The following is a 20,732-nucleotide window of genomic DNA, read 5'->3' as shown; positions in this document are numbered from 1 at the left end:
CTCAATGGACTATGGTACACTAAAGAAAAAACGAGGGAGATTCACCGTGTCGAAAGAGCCTTTTTTAACAGAGACAAACTCATATTACTCCATTGGAAAATGGACGAAAGAAAACCCCGAACTCGTCGCGGGCATCACCACTAATCGTGGCGGAATAAGTGAAGGTCCTTTTCAGTCATTCAACATGGGGCTTCATGTAGGAGACAAGGAAGCATCCGTCACTCACAATCGCAAACTTCTTGCATCCGCTCTGGATATGCCTCTTGATTCTTTTGTGGCTGCTGAGCAGACACATGGGAAGAATATTTCTATTGTGATCCCTGAGGACAGAGGAAAAGGTGCAGAGACCTATCATAACAGCATTAAAGATTCAGACGGATTTGTGACAGGAGAAAGAAACCTTCTGTTAACGATGTGCTATGCAGATTGCGTCCCCCTTTATTTCCTTGACAGGATGACCGGAACAATCGGTCTTGCACATGCGGGATGGAAGGGGACGGTCCTTGAAATAGGGCCGAAAATGGTCGGTGCGTTTATCGGTAAAGGTTCCTCCCTGTCTTCCATAGAAGTGGTGATAGGCCCTTCCATATGTAAAGATTGCTATATTGTGGATGATTATGTGATTGACAAAGTAAAAAAAACACTAGAAGATGAAAACAACTTACCCTATAATTTAAAGGAAGAGGGACAGTACCATCTGGATCTGAAGAAATTAAATCATCAGCTCTTGGTGCAGTCCGGGTTGCATTCTGATCAAATTCATACTTCCAGTTTTTGTTCGTCCTGTCACGATGAATTTTTCTCTTATAGAAGAGATGGTGAAGAAACGGGAAGAATGATGAGTTTTATTGGCTGGAAGGAGAAATAAGATGAAGGTATCTGAAAATATTCAACACATCAATGAAAACATCCAACGAGCCTGTGAACGCAGTGGCAGAAGGATGGAAGACGTTCATGTCGTGGCGGTCACGAAATACGTATCCATCGACCGTGCAGAAGAAGCAGTCGAAGCAGGGCTTCTTCACTTAGGGGAAAACCGGGATGAGGGTCTGATCTCGAAGTGGGATGTTTTACGGGACAAGGCCCGGTGGCATTTCATCGGTTCCCTGCAATCAAGGAAGGTCAAAAACATCATTGATAAAGTATCATACATACACTCCCTGGATCGTCTGTCACTGGCGAAAGAAATTCATAAAAGAGCGGATAAACCTGTGTCTTGCTTCGTTCAAGTGAATGTTTCCGGAGAAGGATCCAAACATGGTATTTCTCCTGATGAAGTGAAAGAATTTGTCGGCAGTTTAAAAGACTTATCCAATATTAAAGTCGTAGGATTGATGACAATGGCTCCCCAAACGGATGATGAACCTTTCTTAAGGTCTTGTTTCAGGCAGCTGAAGACCATTCAGGAAGAAGTCCGTTCGCTTAATCTTCCATATGCCCCATGTACAGAATTATCCATGGGCATGAGCAACGATTATGTGATTGCAATTGAAGAGGGTGCCACATTTATTCGTATTGGAACTGCATTAGTTGGAAATGACTGAGAGGGGATGAATACAAATGGGTATTAAGTCAAAGTTTAAAACGTTCTTTTTGCTGGATGAAGATGAATACGAATATGAAGAAGAAAAGTATGAAGAAGAATACGAGGAGAAAAAGCCCATGAAGTCGCAGCTTTCAAATTCAAAACAAAATGTTGTGAGCCTTCAGAGTGTCCAGAAATCTTCCAAGATGATTCTTGTAGAACCAAGAGTATATGCAGAGGCACAGGAAATAGCAGACCATCTAAAGAATCGACGCTCTGTCCTTGTAAACCTGCAGCGGATACAGCATGACCAGGCGAAGCGTATTGTCGACTTTCTCAGCGGGACGGTGTATGCAATCGGCGGCGACATTCAACGTGTAGGCGACAATATTTTTCTTTGCACACCTGACAATGTTGAAGTGAGCGGAAACATTTCTGAATTCTTAAAAGAGGAAGATTTAGCAGACTCGAGGTGGTAATGTAAACTATGGTAATGCTTTATGAAATTTTGTCAAAACTAATCCAACTATACTCCTGGGCGTTAATCATTTATATTCTAATGTCATGGTTCCCGAATGCCAGAGAGACATCGATCGGACAGTTCCTTGCAAGGATCTGCGAACCGTATTTAGAACCGTTCAGACGATTTGTCCCATCGATCGGTATGATTGATATTTCACCGATTGTGGCATTCATTGTGCTGAATCTGGCCCAATCCGGGTTGTACCAATTATTTAGATGGCTTATTTAATCTGGACTATGTTAAGGAAAGATATCTATAAAGGACTGAAACCGGTCAAACAGTTTCGGTCCTTTTATTTTGGGTGAATCACAGAGGAGGTGAAAGTATGTCTTCGATCTATCAACATTTCAGGCCGGATGAGAAAGAGTTTGTAGATGCTGTGCTCCAGTGGAAGCAAACAGTGGAAGATCAATATACAGCGAAACGAACGGACTTTTTGGATCCGAGGCAGCAGCATATTGTCAGGTCCATCATTGGTCAACACGATGAAATCCTTTTATCCTTTTATCCTGAAAATACGGAACGGAAACGAGCTTTATTGTACCCACCTTATTTTCAGCCAGAGGAAGAAGATTTTGGAATAAGGTTATTTGAAATACAGTACCCTTCGAAGTTTGTTACAATAGAACATAGACAGGTATTAGGGACCTTGATGTCAATTGGATTGAAAAGGGATAAGTTCGGGGATATCCTGACAGGCGAGGAGACCATTCAGCTGATGCTTGCAGATGAAATTGCAGATTATGTCCTGATGGAACTGACCCAAATAGGGAAAGCCAAGATTTCTTTAAAGGATATTCCACTGAGTGAACGAATGGAAAGCCGGGAAGAATGGCAGGAGAAAACGACTACCGTCAGTTCAATGAGGCTTGACGTCGTACTTGCAGCCATCTATAATGATTCCCGCCAAAAGGCTCAAACCTTGATCAAAAGCGGACATGTAAAAGTGAATTGGAAAGCAGTTGAAAATCCCTCCTTTGAAGTCGAAGCTTCCGATGTTCTATCTGCCAGAGGGTACGGAAGAAGTAAGGTACTGTCGGTTGAAGGAAGAACAAAACGGGATAAATGGCGAATCTCTGTGGGGATTCTGAAATAATTTAAGAAAAATAAAGGAATTCTCCCACATACTGTCGAAATTTTAGTTATAATAAATATGTAATTCACCAAGTACTGGAGGTGGCTCCCATGCCTTTAACGCCATTAGACATACATAATAAAGAATTTAGTCGTGGCTTTCGTGGTTATGATGAGGATGAGGTTAACGAATTTTTAGATCAGATTATTAAAGATTACGAAATTCTGATCCGCGAGAAGAAAGAAACGGAAGAACGTTTAAACTCCTTGAATGAACGTTTAGGTCATTTTACAAGCATCGAGGAAACGTTAAATAAGTCAATCGTCATTGCTCAAGAAGCAGGGGAAGAAGTCAAGCGGAATGCAATGAAAGAATCAAAGCTAATCATTAAGGAAGCCGAGAAGAACGCCGATCGGATCGTTAATGAATCTTTATCCAAAGCCCGTAAGATTGCCATTGAGATAGAAGAACTCAAGAAGCAGTCAAAGGTGTTCCGTACTCGTTTCAAAATGTTGATCGAAGCACAGCTTGATCTTCTTGATACAAATGACTGGGATCAATTAATGGAATTCGATTTGGATGCAACGGATTTAAAAACTTTAAAAGAAGAAGAGACATTGTCTTGACGAAAAGAGCAATACTTTCATATAATTGAACAACAATCTTAATTGTATTAATAGGCTGAGACAGGGACAGTACGTACTTATCATGAATCCTTTCTAGCGAGTCGGGGACGGTGTGAGCCCGACAAGGAAAGAAGCCCGGAAGATCACCCTCGAGCCCTGCTCACGAAATTCCTTAAGGAAGAGTAATGAGTGGCGATTTATTCACGTTACGAATCAACAAGTGAAGACCAGTTTCGGTCTTTATGAGGGTGGTACCGCGGGAAAGGCTTTCTCGTCCCTATTCAGGGATGAGGAAGCCTTTTTATATTTCTCGAAAAAAGGAAAGTTCACCCTGCCTGATTAAGAAGTGAAGGATATAGAAAAGATGGCAATTAAGAGAGAAATGATTAGGAGGATGATTTCATGGAATATAAAGATACATTACTGATGCCGAAAACAGAATTTCCGATGAGAGGGAACTTACCGAAGCGTGAACCGGATACACAGAAGAAGTGGGAAGAGATGGACATCTATCAAAAAGTACAGGAAAGAACGAGTGATCGTCCTTTATTCGTCCTTCACGATGGCCCTCCTTATGCCAACGGGAATATCCACATGGGTCATGCATTGAATAAAATCCTGAAAGACTTTATCGTACGCTATAAATCCATGAGCGGTTTTCATGCCCCGTATGTTCCAGGATGGGACACTCACGGTTTGCCGATTGAGCAGGCGTTAACGAATAAGGGCGTAAAGCGTAAAGAAATGACGATCGCCGAGTTCCGTAAATTATGTGAAGAGTATGCTTACGAGCAAGTCGATAATCAACGCAAGCAATTCAAGCAATTAGGTGTACGGGGCGACTGGGAAAACCCTTATATCACATTAAAACCTGAATATGAAGCACAGCAAATCAAAGTTTTCGGTGATATGGCGAAAAAGGGTTATATCTACAAAGGGAAGAAACCTGTCTACTGGTCACCATCAAGTGAATCAGCCCTTGCAGAAGCTGAAATCGAGTATCAGGACAAGCGTTCCCCATCCATTTATGTAGGTTTTGCCGTTACAGAAGGTAAGGGTGTCCTTGAAGAAGGGACCCAACTGGTGATCTGGACGACCACACCATGGACGATCCCTGCAAACCTTGGGATTGCCGTACATGCAGACTTAAACTATGTCGTTGTAAATGTAAAGGAAAACAGCTATGTCGTAGCCGAAGATTTACTTGAAGACGTATCCGAGAATCTTGAATGGGAAAACCATTCTGTGACCAAAAAGGTCAAGGGTGCAGAACTCGAACATATCGTGGCAAAACATCCCCTGTATGATCGTGACTCCCTTGTGGTCCTTGGTGAGCATGTTACGACTGATTCAGGTACTGGCTGTGTCCATACAGCTCCAGGGCACGGGGAGGATGACTTCCTCGTAGGGAAGAAATATGGACTGGATGTGTTATGTCCCGTCGATGACAAAGGGGTTATGACTTCAGAAGCTCCAGGGTTTGAAGGTTTATTCTATGATAAGGCCAATAAACCAATCACAGAAAAGCTTCAGGAAGCAGGGGCATTATTGAAGTTAAACTTCATCACTCACTCATACCCGCATGACTGGCGCACGAAAAAGCCGGTTATTTATCGAGCGACGGCACAGTGGTTTGCATCCATCGATAAATTCCGTAAAGAATTACTCCAGGCGGTAAAGGATACGAAATGGGTTCCCGCATGGGGAGAAACACGTCTATTCAATATGGTCAGAGACCGTGGAGACTGGTGTATTTCCCGTCAGCGTGCATGGGGAGTGCCAATTCCTGTATTCTATGCTGAGAATGGTCAGGAGATCATTACAGATGAGACGATTGATCATGTGTCCAAGCTTTTCCGTGATCATGGATCAAATATTTGGTTTGAAAAAGAAGCAAAAGAACTTTTACCTGAAGGATTTACACATGAAGGCAGTCCTAACGGGAAATTCACGAAAGAACAGGACATCATGGACGTATGGTTCGATTCAGGATCTTCCCATCAGGCCGTTCTTGAGGAAAGAGATGACTTGCAGCGTCCTGCAGACCTTTATCTCGAAGGATCCGATCAATATCGTGGTTGGTTCAACTCTTCATTGACAACAGGCGTAGCCGTAACGGGTAAAGCCCCATACAAAGGAGTGTTAAGTCACGGATTCGCTCTTGATGGCGATGGAAGAAAGATGAGTAAATCATTAGGGAACGTCGTTGTCCCTGAAAAGGTAATGAAACAACTAGGAGCCGATATCCTTCGTCTTTGGGTAGCGTCTGTTGATTATCAGGCAGATGTTCGAGTATCTGACCCAATCTTGAAGCAAGTGGCTGAAGTCTACCGTAAGATCCGTAACACTTATCGTTTCTTGTTGGGGAACCTTTCTGACTTTAATCCTGAAACAGATGCGGTATCCTTTGATGGATTAAGAGAAGTGGATCAATTTATGCTCGTGAAGCTGAATGATCTTGTGAAGAATGTGAAAAATTCATACGATAAATATGAATTCGCAAGCATCTATCATGCAGTCAATAATTTCTGTACACTGGATTTGAGTTCATTCTACCTGGATTTTGCAAAGGATGTTCTGTATATCGAGTCAGAAAATCACTATGAGCGCAGAGCGATTCAGACGGTATTGTATGAAAGCCTGGTAGCACTTACGAAACTGATGTCCCCGATCCTTTCCCATACAGCAGATGAGGTTTGGGCATACATCCCGGGTGCAGTGGGCGAAAGTGTCCAACTGACTGATATGCCTGAAGTACAACAACTCGCAAATGCGGATGAATTGAAGGAAAAATGGAACACATTCTTAGAATTAAGAGATGATGTTTTAAAAGCACTTGAGGAAGCACGTAATCAGAAGGTGATCGGTAAGTCATTGACGGCTAAAGTGACCCTATACGTCAATGACGAAACGAAACGCTTACTTGATTCCATCAAAGAAGACTTAAAACAGCTGTTCATTGTATCATCCTTTGAAATCGGCGGAACGGTGAGCGAGGCTCCGGAGCATGCGTTAAGCCTTGGTGAAAACAACATTGTCGTTGAAAAAGCTGAAGGTGAAACATGTGACCGCTGTTGGATCGTAACCCCAACAGTGGGAGAGGATAAAGATCATCCAACTCTTTGCACACGCTGTGCATCCGTTGTGAAAGAAAGCTATTCCCATCTGACATAATCAAGTACGAGGTGACCTGTCATGTGACAGGTCCCTTTTTTTGTCTTTATACCACAGCATTTCAAATTCCATAATTGCTATATCTTGCAACACAATATTCAGGGTCATTTCCCCCATACTATAAGTGGAGGGATCAAGATGACATATGACCGATACACATCCATTGTAGAAGAGCTTAAACAATCCTTGAAAGAGCTTGAAGCAAGTCAATCTCAACACCCTTTAATCCAGCAATATATAAACGATGAGATCACCGAGGTAAAACAAGCACTGAGTCGTGTCCGGGATAATCAATACGGTTATTGTGAATCGAGCGGGCAGGAAATCCCGTTCGATTACATGGTAATGAACCCAACCTGTACGACGATCGAAGATGCATACGAATGGAGAAGGTTTGGGAAGATTTCATCCTATTCATAAATTTCTCCCGCGTTTCCATCGTTCTTCTCCAGTTTAAGTGTCTTTATTTCCCCTTTTATGCTAAAATGCAAAGGTAATCATTTAAAGATGTTCGGAGGTTGCCTTTGTGTATTATTATTTAGTGGCTTTGGTTGTAATTGGACTGGATCAATTGACAAAATGGTTGGTTGTAAGACGAATGACCGAGGGAGAAAGCATTTCAATCATAGATAATGTCTTTTATCTTACTTCTCATCGGAATCAAGGTGCAGCATGGGGAATACTCCAAGGACAAATGTGGTTTTTTTACATTATTACATTAATAGTGATTGTAGGTATCGTGTATTATATGCAAGTCCATGCAAAAGGACATACATTGTTTAGTCTGAGTCTTGCTTTCATGCTAGGCGGTGCAATTGGAAACTTTCTTGACCGTGTCTTCAGAAAAGAAGTGGTCGATTTCTTAAATACATACATCTTTTCCTATGATTTCCCGATTTTTAATATTGCCGATGCAGCATTAACCATTGGAGTAGCACTGTTACTGATTTATATGTATTTAGACGAACGAAAAGCAAAGAAGGAGAACAAAAATGGAAGTAATTCAGCACAACATACTTGAGGAAAACCAGGGAGAACGAATCGACAAGGTCGTTAGCCAGTTGAATAAGGATTGGTCCCGTTCCCAGGTTCAACAATGGATAAAAGAAGGTCATATTAAAGTAAATGAAGAAGCGGTGAAACCTAACTTCAAGTGTCCGTTGAATGCAGTCATCACGGTATCGATTCCGGAACCGGAAGAATTGGATGTAGAGCCGGAAGATCTTAACCTTGATATCGCCTATGAAGACGGGGATGTCATCGTCGTAAATAAGCCGAAAGGGATGGTCGTCCACCCTGCACCGGGTCATTATTCAGGAACAATGGTGAATGGATTGATGCATCACTGTAAGGACCTGTCAGGAATCAATGGCGTACTGCGACCAGGTATTGTACACCGTATTGATAAGGATACATCTGGATTGCTGATGGTGGCGAAAAATGACATGGCTCATGAGCATTTGGTGAATCAGCTTGTGGACAAGTCCGTTACCAGAAAATATACAGCCATCGTACATGGCCTGATCCCCCACGAATACGGGACGATCGATGCGCCGATCGGCAGGGATCCTAAAGACCGCCAAAGTATGGCTGTCGTGGATAATGGCAAACAAGCGGTCACGCATTTCAAGGTGCTGGACCGATATAAAGATTTCACCCTCGTTGAATGTGAACTGGAGACAGGCAGAACCCATCAAATCCGTGTGCATATGAAATACATCGGTTTCCCGCTCGCGGGTGATCCGAAATATGGCCCGCGAAAAACGTTAAGCATTGAAGGACAGGCCCTTCATGCCGGCGTGCTTGGGTTTGTTCATCCCAGAACGGAAGAATATATGGAGTTCCATGCGGAGTTACCCGAAGAATTCACGAAATTGGTTAAGCATCTTGAAAATAACCGTTGACAAATTTCGACCTTGCCTTTATGATAATGTTAATTGAATAAGTAACCTTTAATACGGTCCCGTGAGGCTGAGAAGGAGCAGTGTACGACCAAAAATTCTTTGGCGTGCAATCAGATCATAACGATAAGTGTGCCCTCTCATCTCTACGGTGAGAGGGATTTTTTATTGAAATAAAAGAAAATGAGGTGGCGAAAATGACAAAGAAAGCAACAGTACTGGATCAACCCGCCATTCGAAGGGCGCTCACACGGATCGCCCATGAAATCATCGAACGAAACAAAGGAATTGAAGATTGCATCTTAGTCGGCATCAAAACAAGGGGCATTTATATTGCCAATCGATTAGCCGAGCGGATCCATGCGATTGAAGGGGAAGAAATTCCGGTCGGAGAAATCGACATCACCCTATACCGTGATGATTTAACGACGAAAACAGAGGATCATGAACCAGAAGTGAAGGGTTCTGACCTTCCGGTTGATATTACAAACAAGAAAGTCATTTTGGTGGATGATGTCCTATTCACTGGAAGAACGGTCCGGGCAGGGCTCGATGCCTTAATGGATCTCGGAAGACCAAGTCAGATTCAACTGGCTGTGCTGGTCGACCGTGGACATAGGGAATTACCGATACGGGCGGATTTCGTCGGGAAGAATATTCCGACATCAAGCTCTGAGAAAATCATGGTCGCATTATCAGAAGTCGATCAGGAAGACATCGTTGCCATACACGAAAAAGAATAACGAAAGTCCTTTTAAGAGTGGTCCAGTGAGGCTGACAAAGGATGGGAATGAAGGTAGAAACAGGCCTTCTTGTACCCTCTTTGTGCCCTCTTTAGGACAAAGAGGGTTTTTTAATGGGTAAAAATGGGTATTAGAGGAGGAAACATACATGAATCAAAATCAACAAGTCGTGTTAGACGTAGAAGAAGTACCTAATATAGGAAAATGGATTACACTGAGCATACAGCATCTATTCGCCATGTTCGGGGCAACGGTGCTGGTCCCGTTCCTGGTTGGATTAAGCCCTGGGGTTGCTTTGATCTCAAGTGGACTCGGAACACTTGCCTATCTCCTGATCACGAAGGGGAGGATCCCTGCTTACCTTGGATCGTCATTCGCTTTTATCGCACCGATCCTCGCTGCCAAGAGCCTGGGAGGACCGGAGGCTGCCATGATGGGAAGCTTTCTTGCAGGGATTGTGTATGGAATCGTAGCGCTGCTTATATCAAAGCTTGGATTGAAATGGCTGATCAGGATCCTTCCTCCGGTTGTGGTAGGGCCCGTCATCATGGTGATCGGATTGGGACTTGCCGGAACGGCCGTCAATATGGCCATGTATGAAAATCCCGGAGCAGAACAATTGGTTTACAGTAACACGCACTTCATGGTGGCTCTTGCCACATTGGGAATCACGGTCATCTGTTCGATTTACTTCAAAGGATTTCTCGGAATGGTTCCGATCCTTGCTGGAATCATAGGAGGATATGTCATCGCGGTTTTTGCAGGGCTGGTGGATTTTCAACAGGTAATCGATGCTCCATTCTTCCAGATGCCGGACTTCTTTGTCCCCTTTGTGGACTACACGCCGAGCTTCTCATGGGAAATCGTAGGGATCATGGTTCCTGTTGCACTTGTGACCCTGGCAGAACATACAGGGGACCAGATGGTATTAAGTAAGGTCGTAGGACGAAATTTCATTGAAAAGCCGGGTCTTCACCGCTCCATCCTTGGGGACGGGGTAGCGACTGTGATCGCCTCTTTCCTGGGCGGACCACCAAATACAACGTACGGTGAAAACATCGGGGTGCTTGCGATTACACGGGTGTTCAGCGTATTTGTCATCGGCGGCGCTGCGGTACTTGCCATCATGTTCGGATTTGTCGGCAAGATAACGGCTTTGATCGGTTCGATCCCATCAGCAGTCATGGGTGGGGTATCCATCCTGCTGTTCGGGATCATCGCTTCAAGTGGACTCCGTATGTTGATCGATAACAAAGTAGACTTAGGAAACAAGCGTAATTTAGTCATCTCGAGTGTCATCCTTGTCATCGGAGTCGGAGGGGCATTCGTAAAGATCAACGAGCAGGTTTCCCTATCGGGGATGGCCCTTGCAGCAATCGTTGGGGTGTTCCTGAACCTTGTCCTGCCGGGCAGGGAAGAAAGTGAAGGAAGTAACAACTTATTCGAAGAAGAGAAAGCTAAGCAAGATGTTGCATAAATAGAAACACCTTTTAACATGGTCCAGAGAGTCTAGGAAGGGTGAATTTGAACAAGACATGCGGGATTTTTCCGCACTGTCACTGTAAGTATGTTCAAAAACACCCTGTCGGTAAGATGACAGGGTGTTTTTTTGGGAAGAGAAGAGAGGAAAGGGTTGTCTCATGATGAAGAACTTGTTGACGATGAATGACTTATCAAAAGAAGAAATCATTCAAATACTGAATCAGGCGGAACGTTTCCAAAAGGGTGAAACCTGGGAGGCAGGGACCGGGAAATACGCGGCCAACCTTTTCTTCGAAGCAAGTACACGTACAAAATGCAGCTTTGAGATGGCGGAAAGGAAACTTGGTCTTGAAGTCATTCCCTTCGAAGCCCAAACATCAAGCATCCAAAAAGGTGAAAGCCTGTATGACACGGTGAAAACATTAGAGAGCATAGGAGTCGATACGGTCGTCATCCGTCATTCACTTGAACGCTACTTTGATCAACTGACGCCTCTTAACATAAGTGTGATCAATGGCGGGGATGGGTGTGGAAATCATCCGACTCAATGTCTGTTAGATCTGTTGACCATCCATCAGGAATTTGGCCGATTCGAGGGAATCAAGGTATCCATTATAGGAGATATCGCCCATAGCAGGGTCGCCAGGTCCAATGCGGAAGCACTGACAAAACTCGGAGCAGAGGTCTTTTTCTCTGGCCCAAAGGAATGGTTCAAAGCAACAGACCGAACACACTATCTGCCTATAGATGAATGCATAACCGATTCTGATGTCATCATGCTTCTCCGTATCCAGCATGAACGTCACGAGATCACATCGACACTGACGAAAGAGGAATACCATGAAAGCTTCGGACTGACGGAGTCCAGGAAAGACAAGATGAAACCATCCGCTATCATCCTTCATCCTGCACCCGTCAACCGAGGTGTGGAAATAGCCGACTCATTGGTCGAATGTGAGCAATCAAGGATCTTCAAACAGATGGAAAATGGAGTATACGTGAGAATGGCCGTTTTAAAAAGAGCACTTGAAATCAATTGACTAGGGGGAATCTGAAATGAATTGGTTAATCCGGAATGCACGAATTGTAACAAAGAATGGTGATCTTGAGACTGTGGATGTAAAGGTGGAAGATAAGAAGATCATCGAAATCGGTTCAGGGCTGAAAGGGAAAGGTCATAAGGAGTTTCAAGCAGAAGGGTCAGTGATTTCACCCGGATTTGTCGACCTGCATGTCCACCTTAGAGAACCGGGCGGAGAACATAAGGAAACCATCGAAACGGGAACGAAATCAGCAGCAAAGGGAGGCTTCACCACCATCGCGGCAATGCCCAATACCCGACCTGTACCTGACTCGGTGGAAACTCTTCAGTCCCTGAATCAGAAGATCTCTGAAACAGCGAGTGTTCGGGTGTTACCGTATGCTGCCATCACGGAAAGACAAATCGGGGATACGCTTAATGACTTACCATCATTAAAAGAAAACGGGGCATTTGCATTCACAGACGATGGGGTAGGGGTGCAGTCAGCGGACATGATGTATCAAGCCATGAAGACGGCAGCAGGGATCAATGCCTCCATTGTCGCCCACTGTGAAGAAAACACCTTGATTTACGGAGGAGCGGTCCATGATGGGACATTCTCGAAAGAACATAACCTGCCAGGCATTCCTTCCATCTGTGAAGCTGTACATATATCAAGGGATGTGCTTTTAGCTGAAGCAGCCGGTGTACACTACCACGTCTGCCATATATCGACAAAAGAATCCGTCCGGGTCGTCAGGGATGCGAAAAAGGCCGGTATCAATGTGACGGCAGAGGTAACACCTCATCACCTTCTGCTCTGTGAAGACGATATCCCCGGGCTTGATCCCAATTTCAAAATGAATCCGCCTCTAAGAAGTAAAGAGGATCGACAGGCTCTTATAGAGGGGCTTCTGGACGGAACGATCGATTTCATCGCCACCGATCATGCACCCCATACAGAAGCCGAAAAATCGGAAGGCATGCAGCTCGCCCCGTTCGGAATCGTCGGGTTGGAAACCGCCTTCCCGCTGCTTTATACAAACTTTGTGGAAAAAGGGATTTTTACTCTGAAGCAGCTTATTGACTGGATGACCATCAAACCAAGTGAAGCATTTAATCTTCCGTTTGGACTACTTGAAGTAGGAGGAGAAGCGGACTTTACGCTTATCGATTTGCATGAACAAAGAGAAATTGACCCGGCTGGATTTCTGTCCAAAGGGAAAAACACGCCATTCAAAGGATGGGAATGCAAAGGATGGCCGAAAGCAACTTTTTATCAGGGATCTCTTGTATGGAATGAAGGAGGAAACGAACAATGAAAAGACAACTCATTTTAGACGATGGAACGGTTTTCGTAGGAGAAGGATTCGGAGCAAATGAAGAAAGTATAGGTGAAGTGGTATTCAATACGAGCATGACCGGCTACCAGGAAATCCTTTCAGATCCATCCTACTGCGGCCAGCTTGTCACCTTGACATACCCCCTCGTAGGGAACTACGGCATCAACCGGGACGATTTTGAATCGATCACTCCGGCCATCAAAGCGTTCATTGTGAGAGAAGTGGCGGACTTCCCTTCTAACTGGAGAAATGAATCCACATTGGATGAATTATTAAAAATAAAAGGAATTCCCGGAATATCAGGGATCGATACGAGAAAGTTAACCAGGATCATCAGGAAGCATGGAGCCATGAAAGGCATCATTTGTTCAGCTGAACTGGATTCCGGGGCAATGCTTGATAAGCTCCATGGGACAGATTTACGAACAGATCAGGTCAAACAGGTTTCCACGAAGACGGCCTATGCAAGCCCTGGAAGAGGGTACCGTGTGGTGTTAATGGATTTCGGGATGAAGCACGGGATTCTAAGGGAATTGAACAAGCGTGATTGTGATGTGATTGTGGTTCCTTATGATACTTCAGCGGAAGAAATCAGACGCCTGCAGCCTGACGGGATCATGTTATCGAATGGTCCGGGGGATCCGAAAGATGTACCCCAGGCGATTGAAACGATCAAGGAATTGCTTGGTGAAATTCCACTCTTCGGTATCTGCCTCGGACATCAATTATTTGCCCTGGCGTGTGGAGGGGACTCTTTCAAAATGAAATTTGGACATCGTGGCGGCAACCATCCGGTCAAAGATTTAAAATCCGGAAAGGTCGCACTGACTTCACAGAACCACGGCTACGCAGTCGATGAAAAATCTTTAGCCGGGTCAAGATTACAGGTCACTCACCTGGCCATAAATGATGGAACGGTAGAAGGATTGAAACATTTGGACTATCCGGCCTTTACGGTGCAGTATCACCCTGAAGCTTCTCCGGGACCCGAGGATTCCAACTACTTATTCGATGATTTCCTGCAATTGATGAAAGAAGAGAAAAGAAAGGAGCTTCAACATGCCTAAACGTACAGACATTAAAAGCATCTTAGTTATCGGAAGCGGACCTATCATCATTGGACAAGCGGCGGAGTTTGACTACGCAGGAACACAAGCCTGCATCGCATTGAAAGAGGAAGGCTACAGGGTCATCCTCGTAAACTCCAATCCTGCCACGATCATGACAGACGCTGAAATGGCAGATAAAGTATACATCGAACCATTGACACTTGAATTCGTCAGCAGGATCATCCGTAAAGAACGTCCGGATGCGCTGCTGCCTACATTAGGTGGCCAAACGGGATTGAACATGGCTGTTGAACTTGCCCAGTCCGGGGTCTTGGAAGAGTGCGGAGTTGAAATCCTCGGAACGAAGCTTTCAGCCATCGAGAAAGCGGAAGACCGTGATTTGTTCAGGAACTTGATGAATGAAATGGGAGAGCCGGTTCCGGATAGTGAAATCATCCATTCCCTGGATGAAGCCTATCAATTTGTGAACGAAATCGGGTATCCGGTCATTGTCCGTCCAGCCTACACTTTGGGTGGAACCGGAGGAGGAATCTGTCACAACGAAGCCGAATTGGTCGAGATTGTAAGTTCAGGACTGAAATACAGCCCTGTCACACAATGCCTATTGGAGAAAAGCATTGCAGGCTTCAAAGAGGTAGAATATGAAGTTATGCGGGATGCAGCCGATAATGCCATCGTGGTATGTAATATGGAGAATATTGATCCGGTGGGGATCCATACGGGAGACTCCATCGTGGTAGCACCAAGTCAAACATTAAGTGACCGTGAATATCAAATGCTCCGGAATACAAGTCTGAATATCATCCGTGAGCTGGGAATCGAAGGAGGCTGTAATGTTCAGCTGGCACTCGACCCTGACAGCTTCCAGTATTACATCATAGAGGTCAATCCCAGGGTGAGCCGTTCATCCGCCCTGGCATCCAAAGCGACCGGCTACCCGATTGCAAAACTTGCAGCGAAGATCGCCGTCGGCCTGACATTGGACGAAATGATGAATCCTGTGACGGGTAAAACGTACGCATCATTCGAACCTGCACTTGATTATGTTGTGACGAAGATCCCAAGATGGCCATTTGATAAATTCGAAGCGGCCAAACGAAACCTTGGTACTCAGATGAAAGCAACCGGAGAAGTGATGGCAATCGGCCGGACCTTCGAAGAATCACTACTGAAAGCGATCCGCTCCCTTGAAAGCAATACGTATCATATGGAATTGAGTGACGCGGATCAATTTACAGACGAGTGGATTGAGAAAAGGATCAGAAAAGCAGGGGATGAGCGCCTCTTCTACATCGGCGAAGCGCTGAGAAGGGGAGTGACGATCGAGACCATCCATGAATGGAGCAAAATCGACCTTTTCTTCTTATATAAAATGAATAGAATCATAGAGTTTGAAAAAGAACTGGCGTTGAACCCCTTCAACCCTGAGCTTGCACAAAAAGCGAAGCGCATGGGCTTCTCGGATATCACCATGGCACGGTTATGGGAAAGCTCTGAAGCGGATGTGTATACTTGGAGAAAAGAAATCGACCTTATCCCGGTATATAAAATGGTAGATACCTGTGCAGCAGAGTTCGAATCTGAAACTCCCTACTTCTACGGCACTTATGAAGATGAGAATGAATCAAGGGTCACAGAACGGGAGAGTGTCATCGTCCTCGGTTCGGGACCGATCAGGATCGGACAGGGAGTGGAGTTTGATTATGCGACCGTTCACTCTGTTTGGGCCATTAAAGAAGCGGGTTATGAGGCCATCATCGTAAATAACAATCCGGAAACGGTCTCGACCGACTTCAGTATCTCGGACAAATTATATTTCGAGCCACTGACGGTGGAAGATGTCATGCACATCATCGACCTGGAAAAGCCAAAGGGAGTCGTCGTCCAGTTTGGTGGACAAACGGCTATCAATCTGGCAGATGAGCTGGTGAGAAGAGGTGTCAAGATTCTGGGTACTTCACTTGAGGATCTCGATCGCGCAGAGAACCGTGATAAATTCGAGCATACCCTGAATGAGCTTGGCATTCCTCAACCGGAAGGTAAAACGGCCGTTTCCGTAGAAGGGGCAATTGAAATAGCAAAAAGCATCGGTTACCCGGTTCTGGTAAGACCTTCGTACGTACTCGGAGGACGCGCAATGGAGATTGTTTACAGGGAAGAAGAGCTTCTTCAATACATGAAAAATGCAGTAAAGGTCAATCCACAGCACCCGGTATTGATCGACCGTTATCTGATCGGCAAGGAAATCGAGGTGGATGCCATCTCAGACGGATCAGACGTAGTCATCCCGGGGATTATGGAGCATATCGAACGAGCGGGAGTTCATTCAGGGGATTCCATCGCCGTGTATCCTCCTCAGCAACTCACACAAGAACAGAAACAAACCATTATCGATTATACAACGAGACTGGCAAAAGGGTTGAACATTATCGGATTGCTGAACATCCAGTATGTTATTTCAAAAGGCGAAGTATACGTCCTGGAAGTGAATCCCCGTTCAAGCCGGACAGTGCCATTCATCAGTAAAATCACAAATGTCCCAATGGCGAATATTGCAACCAAGTCCATCCTTGGTATATCCCTGAAAGATCAAGGATATGAACCAGGACTGGTTCCTGAAAAACAGGGTGTGTACGTCAAAGTCCCGGTCTTCTCCTTTGCCAAACTTAGACGGGTGGACATAACTCTCGGACCTGAGATGAAATCTACAGGGGAAGTAATGGGGAAAGATCAAACCTTGGAAAAGGCACTTTACAAGGGGATGGTCGCTGCAGGAATGCAAATGAAGGAATACGGCTCCGTACTCATGACCGTGGCAGATAAAGACAAGGAGGAAGCAGTACTCCTGGCACAACGCTTTATCGATATCGGCTATCAAATCCTCGCAACGAAGGGGACGGCAGAGTATCTCGCCAAGGCAGGTATCACGGTCCGTGAAGTGGATAAGATCGGATCCAGCGGTCCTACATTATTGGATATCATCCAAAGCGGTGAAACACAGCTTGTCATCAATACATTGACAAAAGGAAAGCAGCCTGCCCGGGATGGATTCAGAATTCGAAGGGAATCGGTCGAAAACGGCATTCCATGTCTTACGTCACTGGACACTGCAGAAGCCATCCTGAGAGTGATTGAATCCATGACTTTCTCAGCAGAGGCACTTGACTCATTACCGAAAGTGAAAGAGGCGGTTCATCAATGATCGTTAACGAAAACATGGTTGTGCTTTCTCATGAACGGATAGCTGAAAACATTTATGAACTCGTTCTTCAAGGGAACCTGGTGGATGAAATTAAGGCCCCGGGACAGTTCGTTCATGTGAAAGTGGGGAAGGGAATCGACCCACTACTGAGAAGGCCGATTTCCATCGCCTCCCACGACCCTGAACAACATACCATGACCCTGATCTACCGGGCTGAAGGGAAAGGGACACGACTCCTTTCCCTGGTGGATCGTAGTGAAAGGGTCGACGTGTTAGGACCTTTAGGTAATGGTTTCTCCGTGGAAGGCCAACGTAAGACCGCACTGTTAATAGGTGGAGGGATTGGCGTTCCTCCCCTCTACGGTCTTTCCAGGAAGCTTGTAGAAAACGGTTGGGAAGTGAAGCACATTCTTGGTTTTCAAAATGAATCAGTCAGCTTTTATGAAAATAAGTTCGGGGAACTTGGGCTCACATATGTTGCCACTGTCGACGGCTCCCTTGGTAGTGCTGGATTTGTAACAGATGTCATCTCTGAAGAGAAGCCGGACTTTGATGTGTTTTATTCCTGTGGACCGACACCCATGCTGAAAGCTCTTGAAAGGCAATTGGAGGGCAAACATGGTTTCATCTCATTAGAAGAGCGGATGGGATGCGGAATCGGGGCTTGTTTCGCCTGCGTATGTCATAAACAGGATGATCCTGAAGGGTCGAGTTACGTAAAGGTTTGCAGTGACGGACCGGTATTTCCAGCAGGGGCGGTGCTTTTATGAAATCATTACAAATCGAATTGCCAGGCTTGTCTTTAAAAAACCCGGTCATGCCGGCATCAGGCTGCTTTGGTTTCGGTCGTGAATATAGTCAGTTTTATGATTTGAGCGAGCTTGGAGCGATCATGATCAAAGCGACGACGGAAGAGGCACGCTTTGGAAATCCTACTCCAAGAGTTGCTGAAACAAACGGGGGTATGCTGAATGCAATCGGGTTACAAAACCCCGGACTCAAAGGTGTGATGGAAAACGAACTTCCATGGCTTTCACAATTTGATGTACCGATCATTGCAAACGTGGCTGGTTCCCAAGTGGAAGATTATGTGGAAGTGGCAAGGGTCATTTCTTCCGCTGAAAACGTAACGGCACTTGAACTCAATATCTCCTGTCCCAATGTCAAAACGGGAGGAATCGCTTTTGGGACCATCCCTGAAGTGGCTAAGGAATTGACTGAAAAGGTTAAAGAAGTCTCACAGGTCCCGCTATATGTGAAATTATCTCCTAATGTCTCCAATATCGTCGACATGGCCAAGGCTGTTGAGGCAGGAGGGGCGGATGGCCTGACCATGATCAATACCCTCCTCGGGATGAGACTGGATATGAAGACGGGCAAGCCGGTTCTTGCGAACAAAACCGGCGGATTATCCGGCCCAGCCATCAAACCGGTTGCCATCAGGATGATCTATGAAGTGAGCCAGCAGGTGGATCTCCCGATTATCGGGATGGGGGGAATACAATCAGCTGAAGATGTGATTGAATACTTCTATGCAGGAGCCAGTGCCATCGCAGTCGGGACGGCGAATTTCGTTGATCCATTCGTATGTCAGCGAATCATCAATGAGTTACCGCCTCTACTTGAGGAGCTCGGGGTCGAACATATATCCGAATTAACCGGAAGGAGCTGGGGGAAACATGAATCGAGCACCGTTCATAGCACTTGATTTCCCGACATGGGAGATGACTTCAACCTTCCTGGAACAATTTTCAGAAAGTCTGAATGTGAAAGTCGGTATGGAGTTGTACCTTCAAAATGGTCCGGCGATCATCGAGAAGATTTTAAATAAAAATCATCGGATTTTCCTGGACCTGAAGCTTCATGATATCCCTCATACAGTTTACGGAGCCATGAAAGGACTTGCAGGGTTCGATTTGGAGCTAGTCAACGTCCATGCTGCAGGCGGCAGCATGATGATGGAGAAGGCGCTGGAGGGTCTTTATGCCGGAACCCCTGCCAATCATAAGCGCCCAAATCTGATCGCCGTCACACAACTGACCTCGACAACGGAAGAACAGATGCAAGAAGAACAGCTTATCCACACGACCATCAATGAGTCCGTCCTGCATTATGCCACTCTTGCAAAGCATGCGGGACTTGACGGAGTGGTATGTTCACCCCACGAAGCCCGTCTGATAAAGGACCATTGCGGGAATGACTTTATAAGGGTCACTCCCGGGATCAGGTTAGCAGAAGATCACATTGGAGATCAAAAAAGAGTCACTACACCGCAAATGGCGAAAGAATTGGGTTCTTCCTACATCGTCGTTGGAAGAAGCATTACAGGTGCTGCGAATCCGGTCCTTGCTTATGAACGGATCGTACATGAATGGGAGGGCAAAGAATGAAACATGAAATCGCAAAGAAACTACTCGACATCGAAGCCGTATTTTTAAACCCGACGGAGCCATTTACTTGGTCATCCGGCATAAAGTCACCGATTTATTGTGATAATCGACTGACCCTGTCGTATCCTTCAGTGCGGGACAGCATCTCAACAGGACTGTCCGAGTTGATCCGAAAGCACTTTCCGGAAGCGGAAGTCATCGCAGGAACAGCGACGGCGGGAATTCCACATGCCGCGTGGGTGAGCGAGAAATTAAATCTTCCCATGTGTTATGTCCGGTCAAAGCCTAAAGCCCATGGAAAAGGAAAGCAGATTGAGGGGATCGCGGCACCGGGACAAAAGGTTGTCGTCGTTGAAGATCTGATCTCCACGGGGGGCAGCTGTATAACTGCGGTTGACGCCTTAAGAGAAGCGGGATGTGACGTATTAGGGGTGGTTGCGATCTTCACATATGAATTGGAAAAAGGGAAAAGAATGCTTGAAGAACAAAACATTACATCCTATGCCCTCTCTGATTATTCAAGCTTACTTGAGGTAGCGGTCCAAAATGAGATCATCCGTGAAAGTGAATGGGAACAATTGAAGCTTTGGAGAAAAGACCCTGAGAGCTGGGGGATGTAAAGGGGAAAGCAACTCGGTTTTTGAGTTGCTTTTTGTC

The 20,732-nt window shown here is 45.4% G+C and carries 20 protein-coding genes and 1 other annotated feature; all 20 genes read left to right on the top strand.

Annotated features, from left to right (window positions below; translation table 11 throughout):
• Positions 1 to 46 precede the first annotated feature (46 nt).
• The 20 genes from pgeF to pyrE all read left to right on the top strand — a co-directional run bounded on the left by pgeF (position 47) and on the right by pyrE (position 20,695).
• Positions 47 to 868, top strand: a complete 822-nt coding sequence (pgeF, locus tag N5C46_RS05345; RefSeq protein ID WP_261751212.1) for a peptidoglycan editing factor PgeF — start codon at positions 47 to 49, stop codon at positions 866 to 868.
• Position 869: 1 nt separating this feature from the next.
• On the top strand, positions 870 to 1,544 hold the full coding sequence (locus N5C46_RS05340) for a YggS family pyridoxal phosphate-dependent enzyme (protein ID WP_261751211.1): 675 nt from the start codon (positions 870 to 872) through the stop codon (positions 1,542 to 1,544).
• Positions 1,545 to 1,560: 16 nt separating this feature from the next.
• Complete coding sequence (locus N5C46_RS05335; RefSeq protein ID WP_261751210.1) at positions 1,561 to 2,004, top strand: cell division protein SepF; 444 nt, start codon at positions 1,561 to 1,563, stop codon at positions 2,002 to 2,004.
• 8 nt (positions 2,005 to 2,012) lie between these two features.
• A complete protein-coding gene (locus tag N5C46_RS05330; protein WP_034755819.1) occupies positions 2,013 to 2,276 on the top strand; it encodes a YggT family protein in 264 nt (87 codons plus the stop codon).
• 97 nt (positions 2,277 to 2,373) lie between these two features.
• Positions 2,374 to 3,144: a YlmH family RNA-binding protein gene (locus N5C46_RS05325; RefSeq protein ID WP_261751209.1), complete on the top strand. Its 771-nt coding sequence runs from the start codon at positions 2,374 to 2,376 to the stop codon at positions 3,142 to 3,144.
• A gap of 89 nt (positions 3,145 to 3,233) precedes the next feature.
• The gene (locus tag N5C46_RS05320) at positions 3,234 to 3,749 is read left to right on the top strand and encodes a DivIVA domain-containing protein (protein ID WP_034755815.1); all 516 of its coding nucleotides are present in this window, start codon (positions 3,234 to 3,236) and stop codon (positions 3,747 to 3,749) included.
• A gap of 48 nt (positions 3,750 to 3,797) precedes the next feature.
• Positions 3,798 to 4,031 (top strand) — a binding site (T-box leader).
• A 120-nt stretch (positions 4,032 to 4,151) separates the two neighbouring features.
• Entirely contained in the window at positions 4,152 to 6,923 is a 2,772-nt protein-coding gene (gene ileS, locus N5C46_RS05315; RefSeq protein ID WP_261751208.1) for an isoleucine--tRNA ligase, read from the top strand.
• Between the two features lie 138 nt (positions 6,924 to 7,061).
• Positions 7,062 to 7,343, top strand: a complete 282-nt coding sequence (locus N5C46_RS05310; RefSeq protein WP_261751207.1) for a hypothetical protein — start codon at positions 7,062 to 7,064, stop codon at positions 7,341 to 7,343.
• Between the two features lie 106 nt (positions 7,344 to 7,449).
• Complete coding sequence (gene lspA, locus N5C46_RS05305; RefSeq protein ID WP_261751206.1) at positions 7,450 to 7,944, top strand: signal peptidase II; 495 nt, start codon at positions 7,450 to 7,452, stop codon at positions 7,942 to 7,944.
• Positions 7,916 to 8,827: an RluA family pseudouridine synthase gene (locus N5C46_RS05300; RefSeq protein WP_034755805.1), complete on the top strand. Its 912-nt coding sequence runs from the start codon at positions 7,916 to 7,918 to the stop codon at positions 8,825 to 8,827. Before lspA ends, N5C46_RS05300 begins: the two co-directional genes overlap by 29 nt.
• A gap of 194 nt (positions 8,828 to 9,021) precedes the next feature.
• A complete protein-coding gene (pyrR, locus tag N5C46_RS05295) occupies positions 9,022 to 9,567 on the top strand; it encodes a bifunctional pyr operon transcriptional regulator/uracil phosphoribosyltransferase PyrR (protein WP_034755802.1) in 546 nt (181 codons plus the stop codon).
• A gap of 148 nt (positions 9,568 to 9,715) precedes the next feature.
• On the top strand, positions 9,716 to 11,044 hold the full coding sequence (locus N5C46_RS05290) for a solute carrier family 23 protein (RefSeq protein WP_061809823.1): 1,329 nt from the start codon (positions 9,716 to 9,718) through the stop codon (positions 11,042 to 11,044).
• A gap of 166 nt (positions 11,045 to 11,210) precedes the next feature.
• Positions 11,211 to 12,089 carry an aspartate carbamoyltransferase catalytic subunit gene (locus N5C46_RS05285; RefSeq protein WP_261752286.1) on the top strand — a complete coding sequence of 293 codons (879 nt, stop codon included), beginning with the start codon at positions 11,211 to 11,213 and terminating at the stop codon, positions 12,087 to 12,089.
• 16 nt (positions 12,090 to 12,105) lie between these two features.
• Positions 12,106 to 13,392, top strand: coding sequence for a dihydroorotase (locus tag N5C46_RS05280; protein WP_261751205.1), 1,287 nt, complete (start codon positions 12,106 to 12,108; stop codon positions 13,390 to 13,392).
• A complete protein-coding gene (locus tag N5C46_RS05275) occupies positions 13,389 to 14,480 on the top strand; it encodes a carbamoyl phosphate synthase small subunit (protein WP_156029913.1) in 1,092 nt (363 codons plus the stop codon). Before N5C46_RS05280 ends, N5C46_RS05275 begins: the two co-directional genes overlap by 4 nt.
• Positions 14,473 to 17,685, top strand: a complete 3,213-nt coding sequence (carB, locus tag N5C46_RS05270) for a carbamoyl-phosphate synthase large subunit (RefSeq protein ID WP_261751204.1) — start codon at positions 14,473 to 14,475, stop codon at positions 17,683 to 17,685. Before N5C46_RS05275 ends, carB begins: the two co-directional genes overlap by 8 nt.
• Positions 17,682 to 18,455, top strand: coding sequence for a dihydroorotate dehydrogenase electron transfer subunit (locus N5C46_RS05265; RefSeq protein WP_261751203.1), 774 nt, complete (start codon positions 17,682 to 17,684; stop codon positions 18,453 to 18,455). The genes carB and N5C46_RS05265 overlap by 4 nt, the downstream gene beginning before the upstream one ends.
• A complete protein-coding gene (locus tag N5C46_RS05260; RefSeq protein ID WP_261751202.1) occupies positions 18,452 to 19,393 on the top strand; it encodes a dihydroorotate dehydrogenase in 942 nt (313 codons plus the stop codon). Before N5C46_RS05265 ends, N5C46_RS05260 begins: the two co-directional genes overlap by 4 nt.
• Positions 19,365 to 20,075 (top strand): orotidine-5'-phosphate decarboxylase, encoded by a 711-nt coding sequence (pyrF, locus tag N5C46_RS05255; RefSeq protein WP_261751201.1) that lies wholly within the window; start codon positions 19,365 to 19,367, stop codon positions 20,073 to 20,075. The genes N5C46_RS05260 and pyrF overlap by 29 nt, the downstream gene beginning before the upstream one ends.
• A complete protein-coding gene (gene pyrE, locus N5C46_RS05250; RefSeq protein ID WP_261751200.1) occupies positions 20,072 to 20,695 on the top strand; it encodes an orotate phosphoribosyltransferase in 624 nt (207 codons plus the stop codon). The genes pyrF and pyrE overlap by 4 nt, the downstream gene beginning before the upstream one ends.
• Positions 20,696 to 20,732 lie beyond the last annotated feature (37 nt).

This window comes from Rossellomorea vietnamensis (assembly GCF_025398035.1).
Taxonomy (GTDB): domain Bacteria; phylum Bacillota; class Bacilli; order Bacillales; family Bacillaceae_B; genus Rossellomorea; species Rossellomorea vietnamensis_B.
The sequence above is the reverse complement of the archived record's forward strand: the minus strand, read 5'-3'. Positions and strand labels throughout refer to the sequence as shown.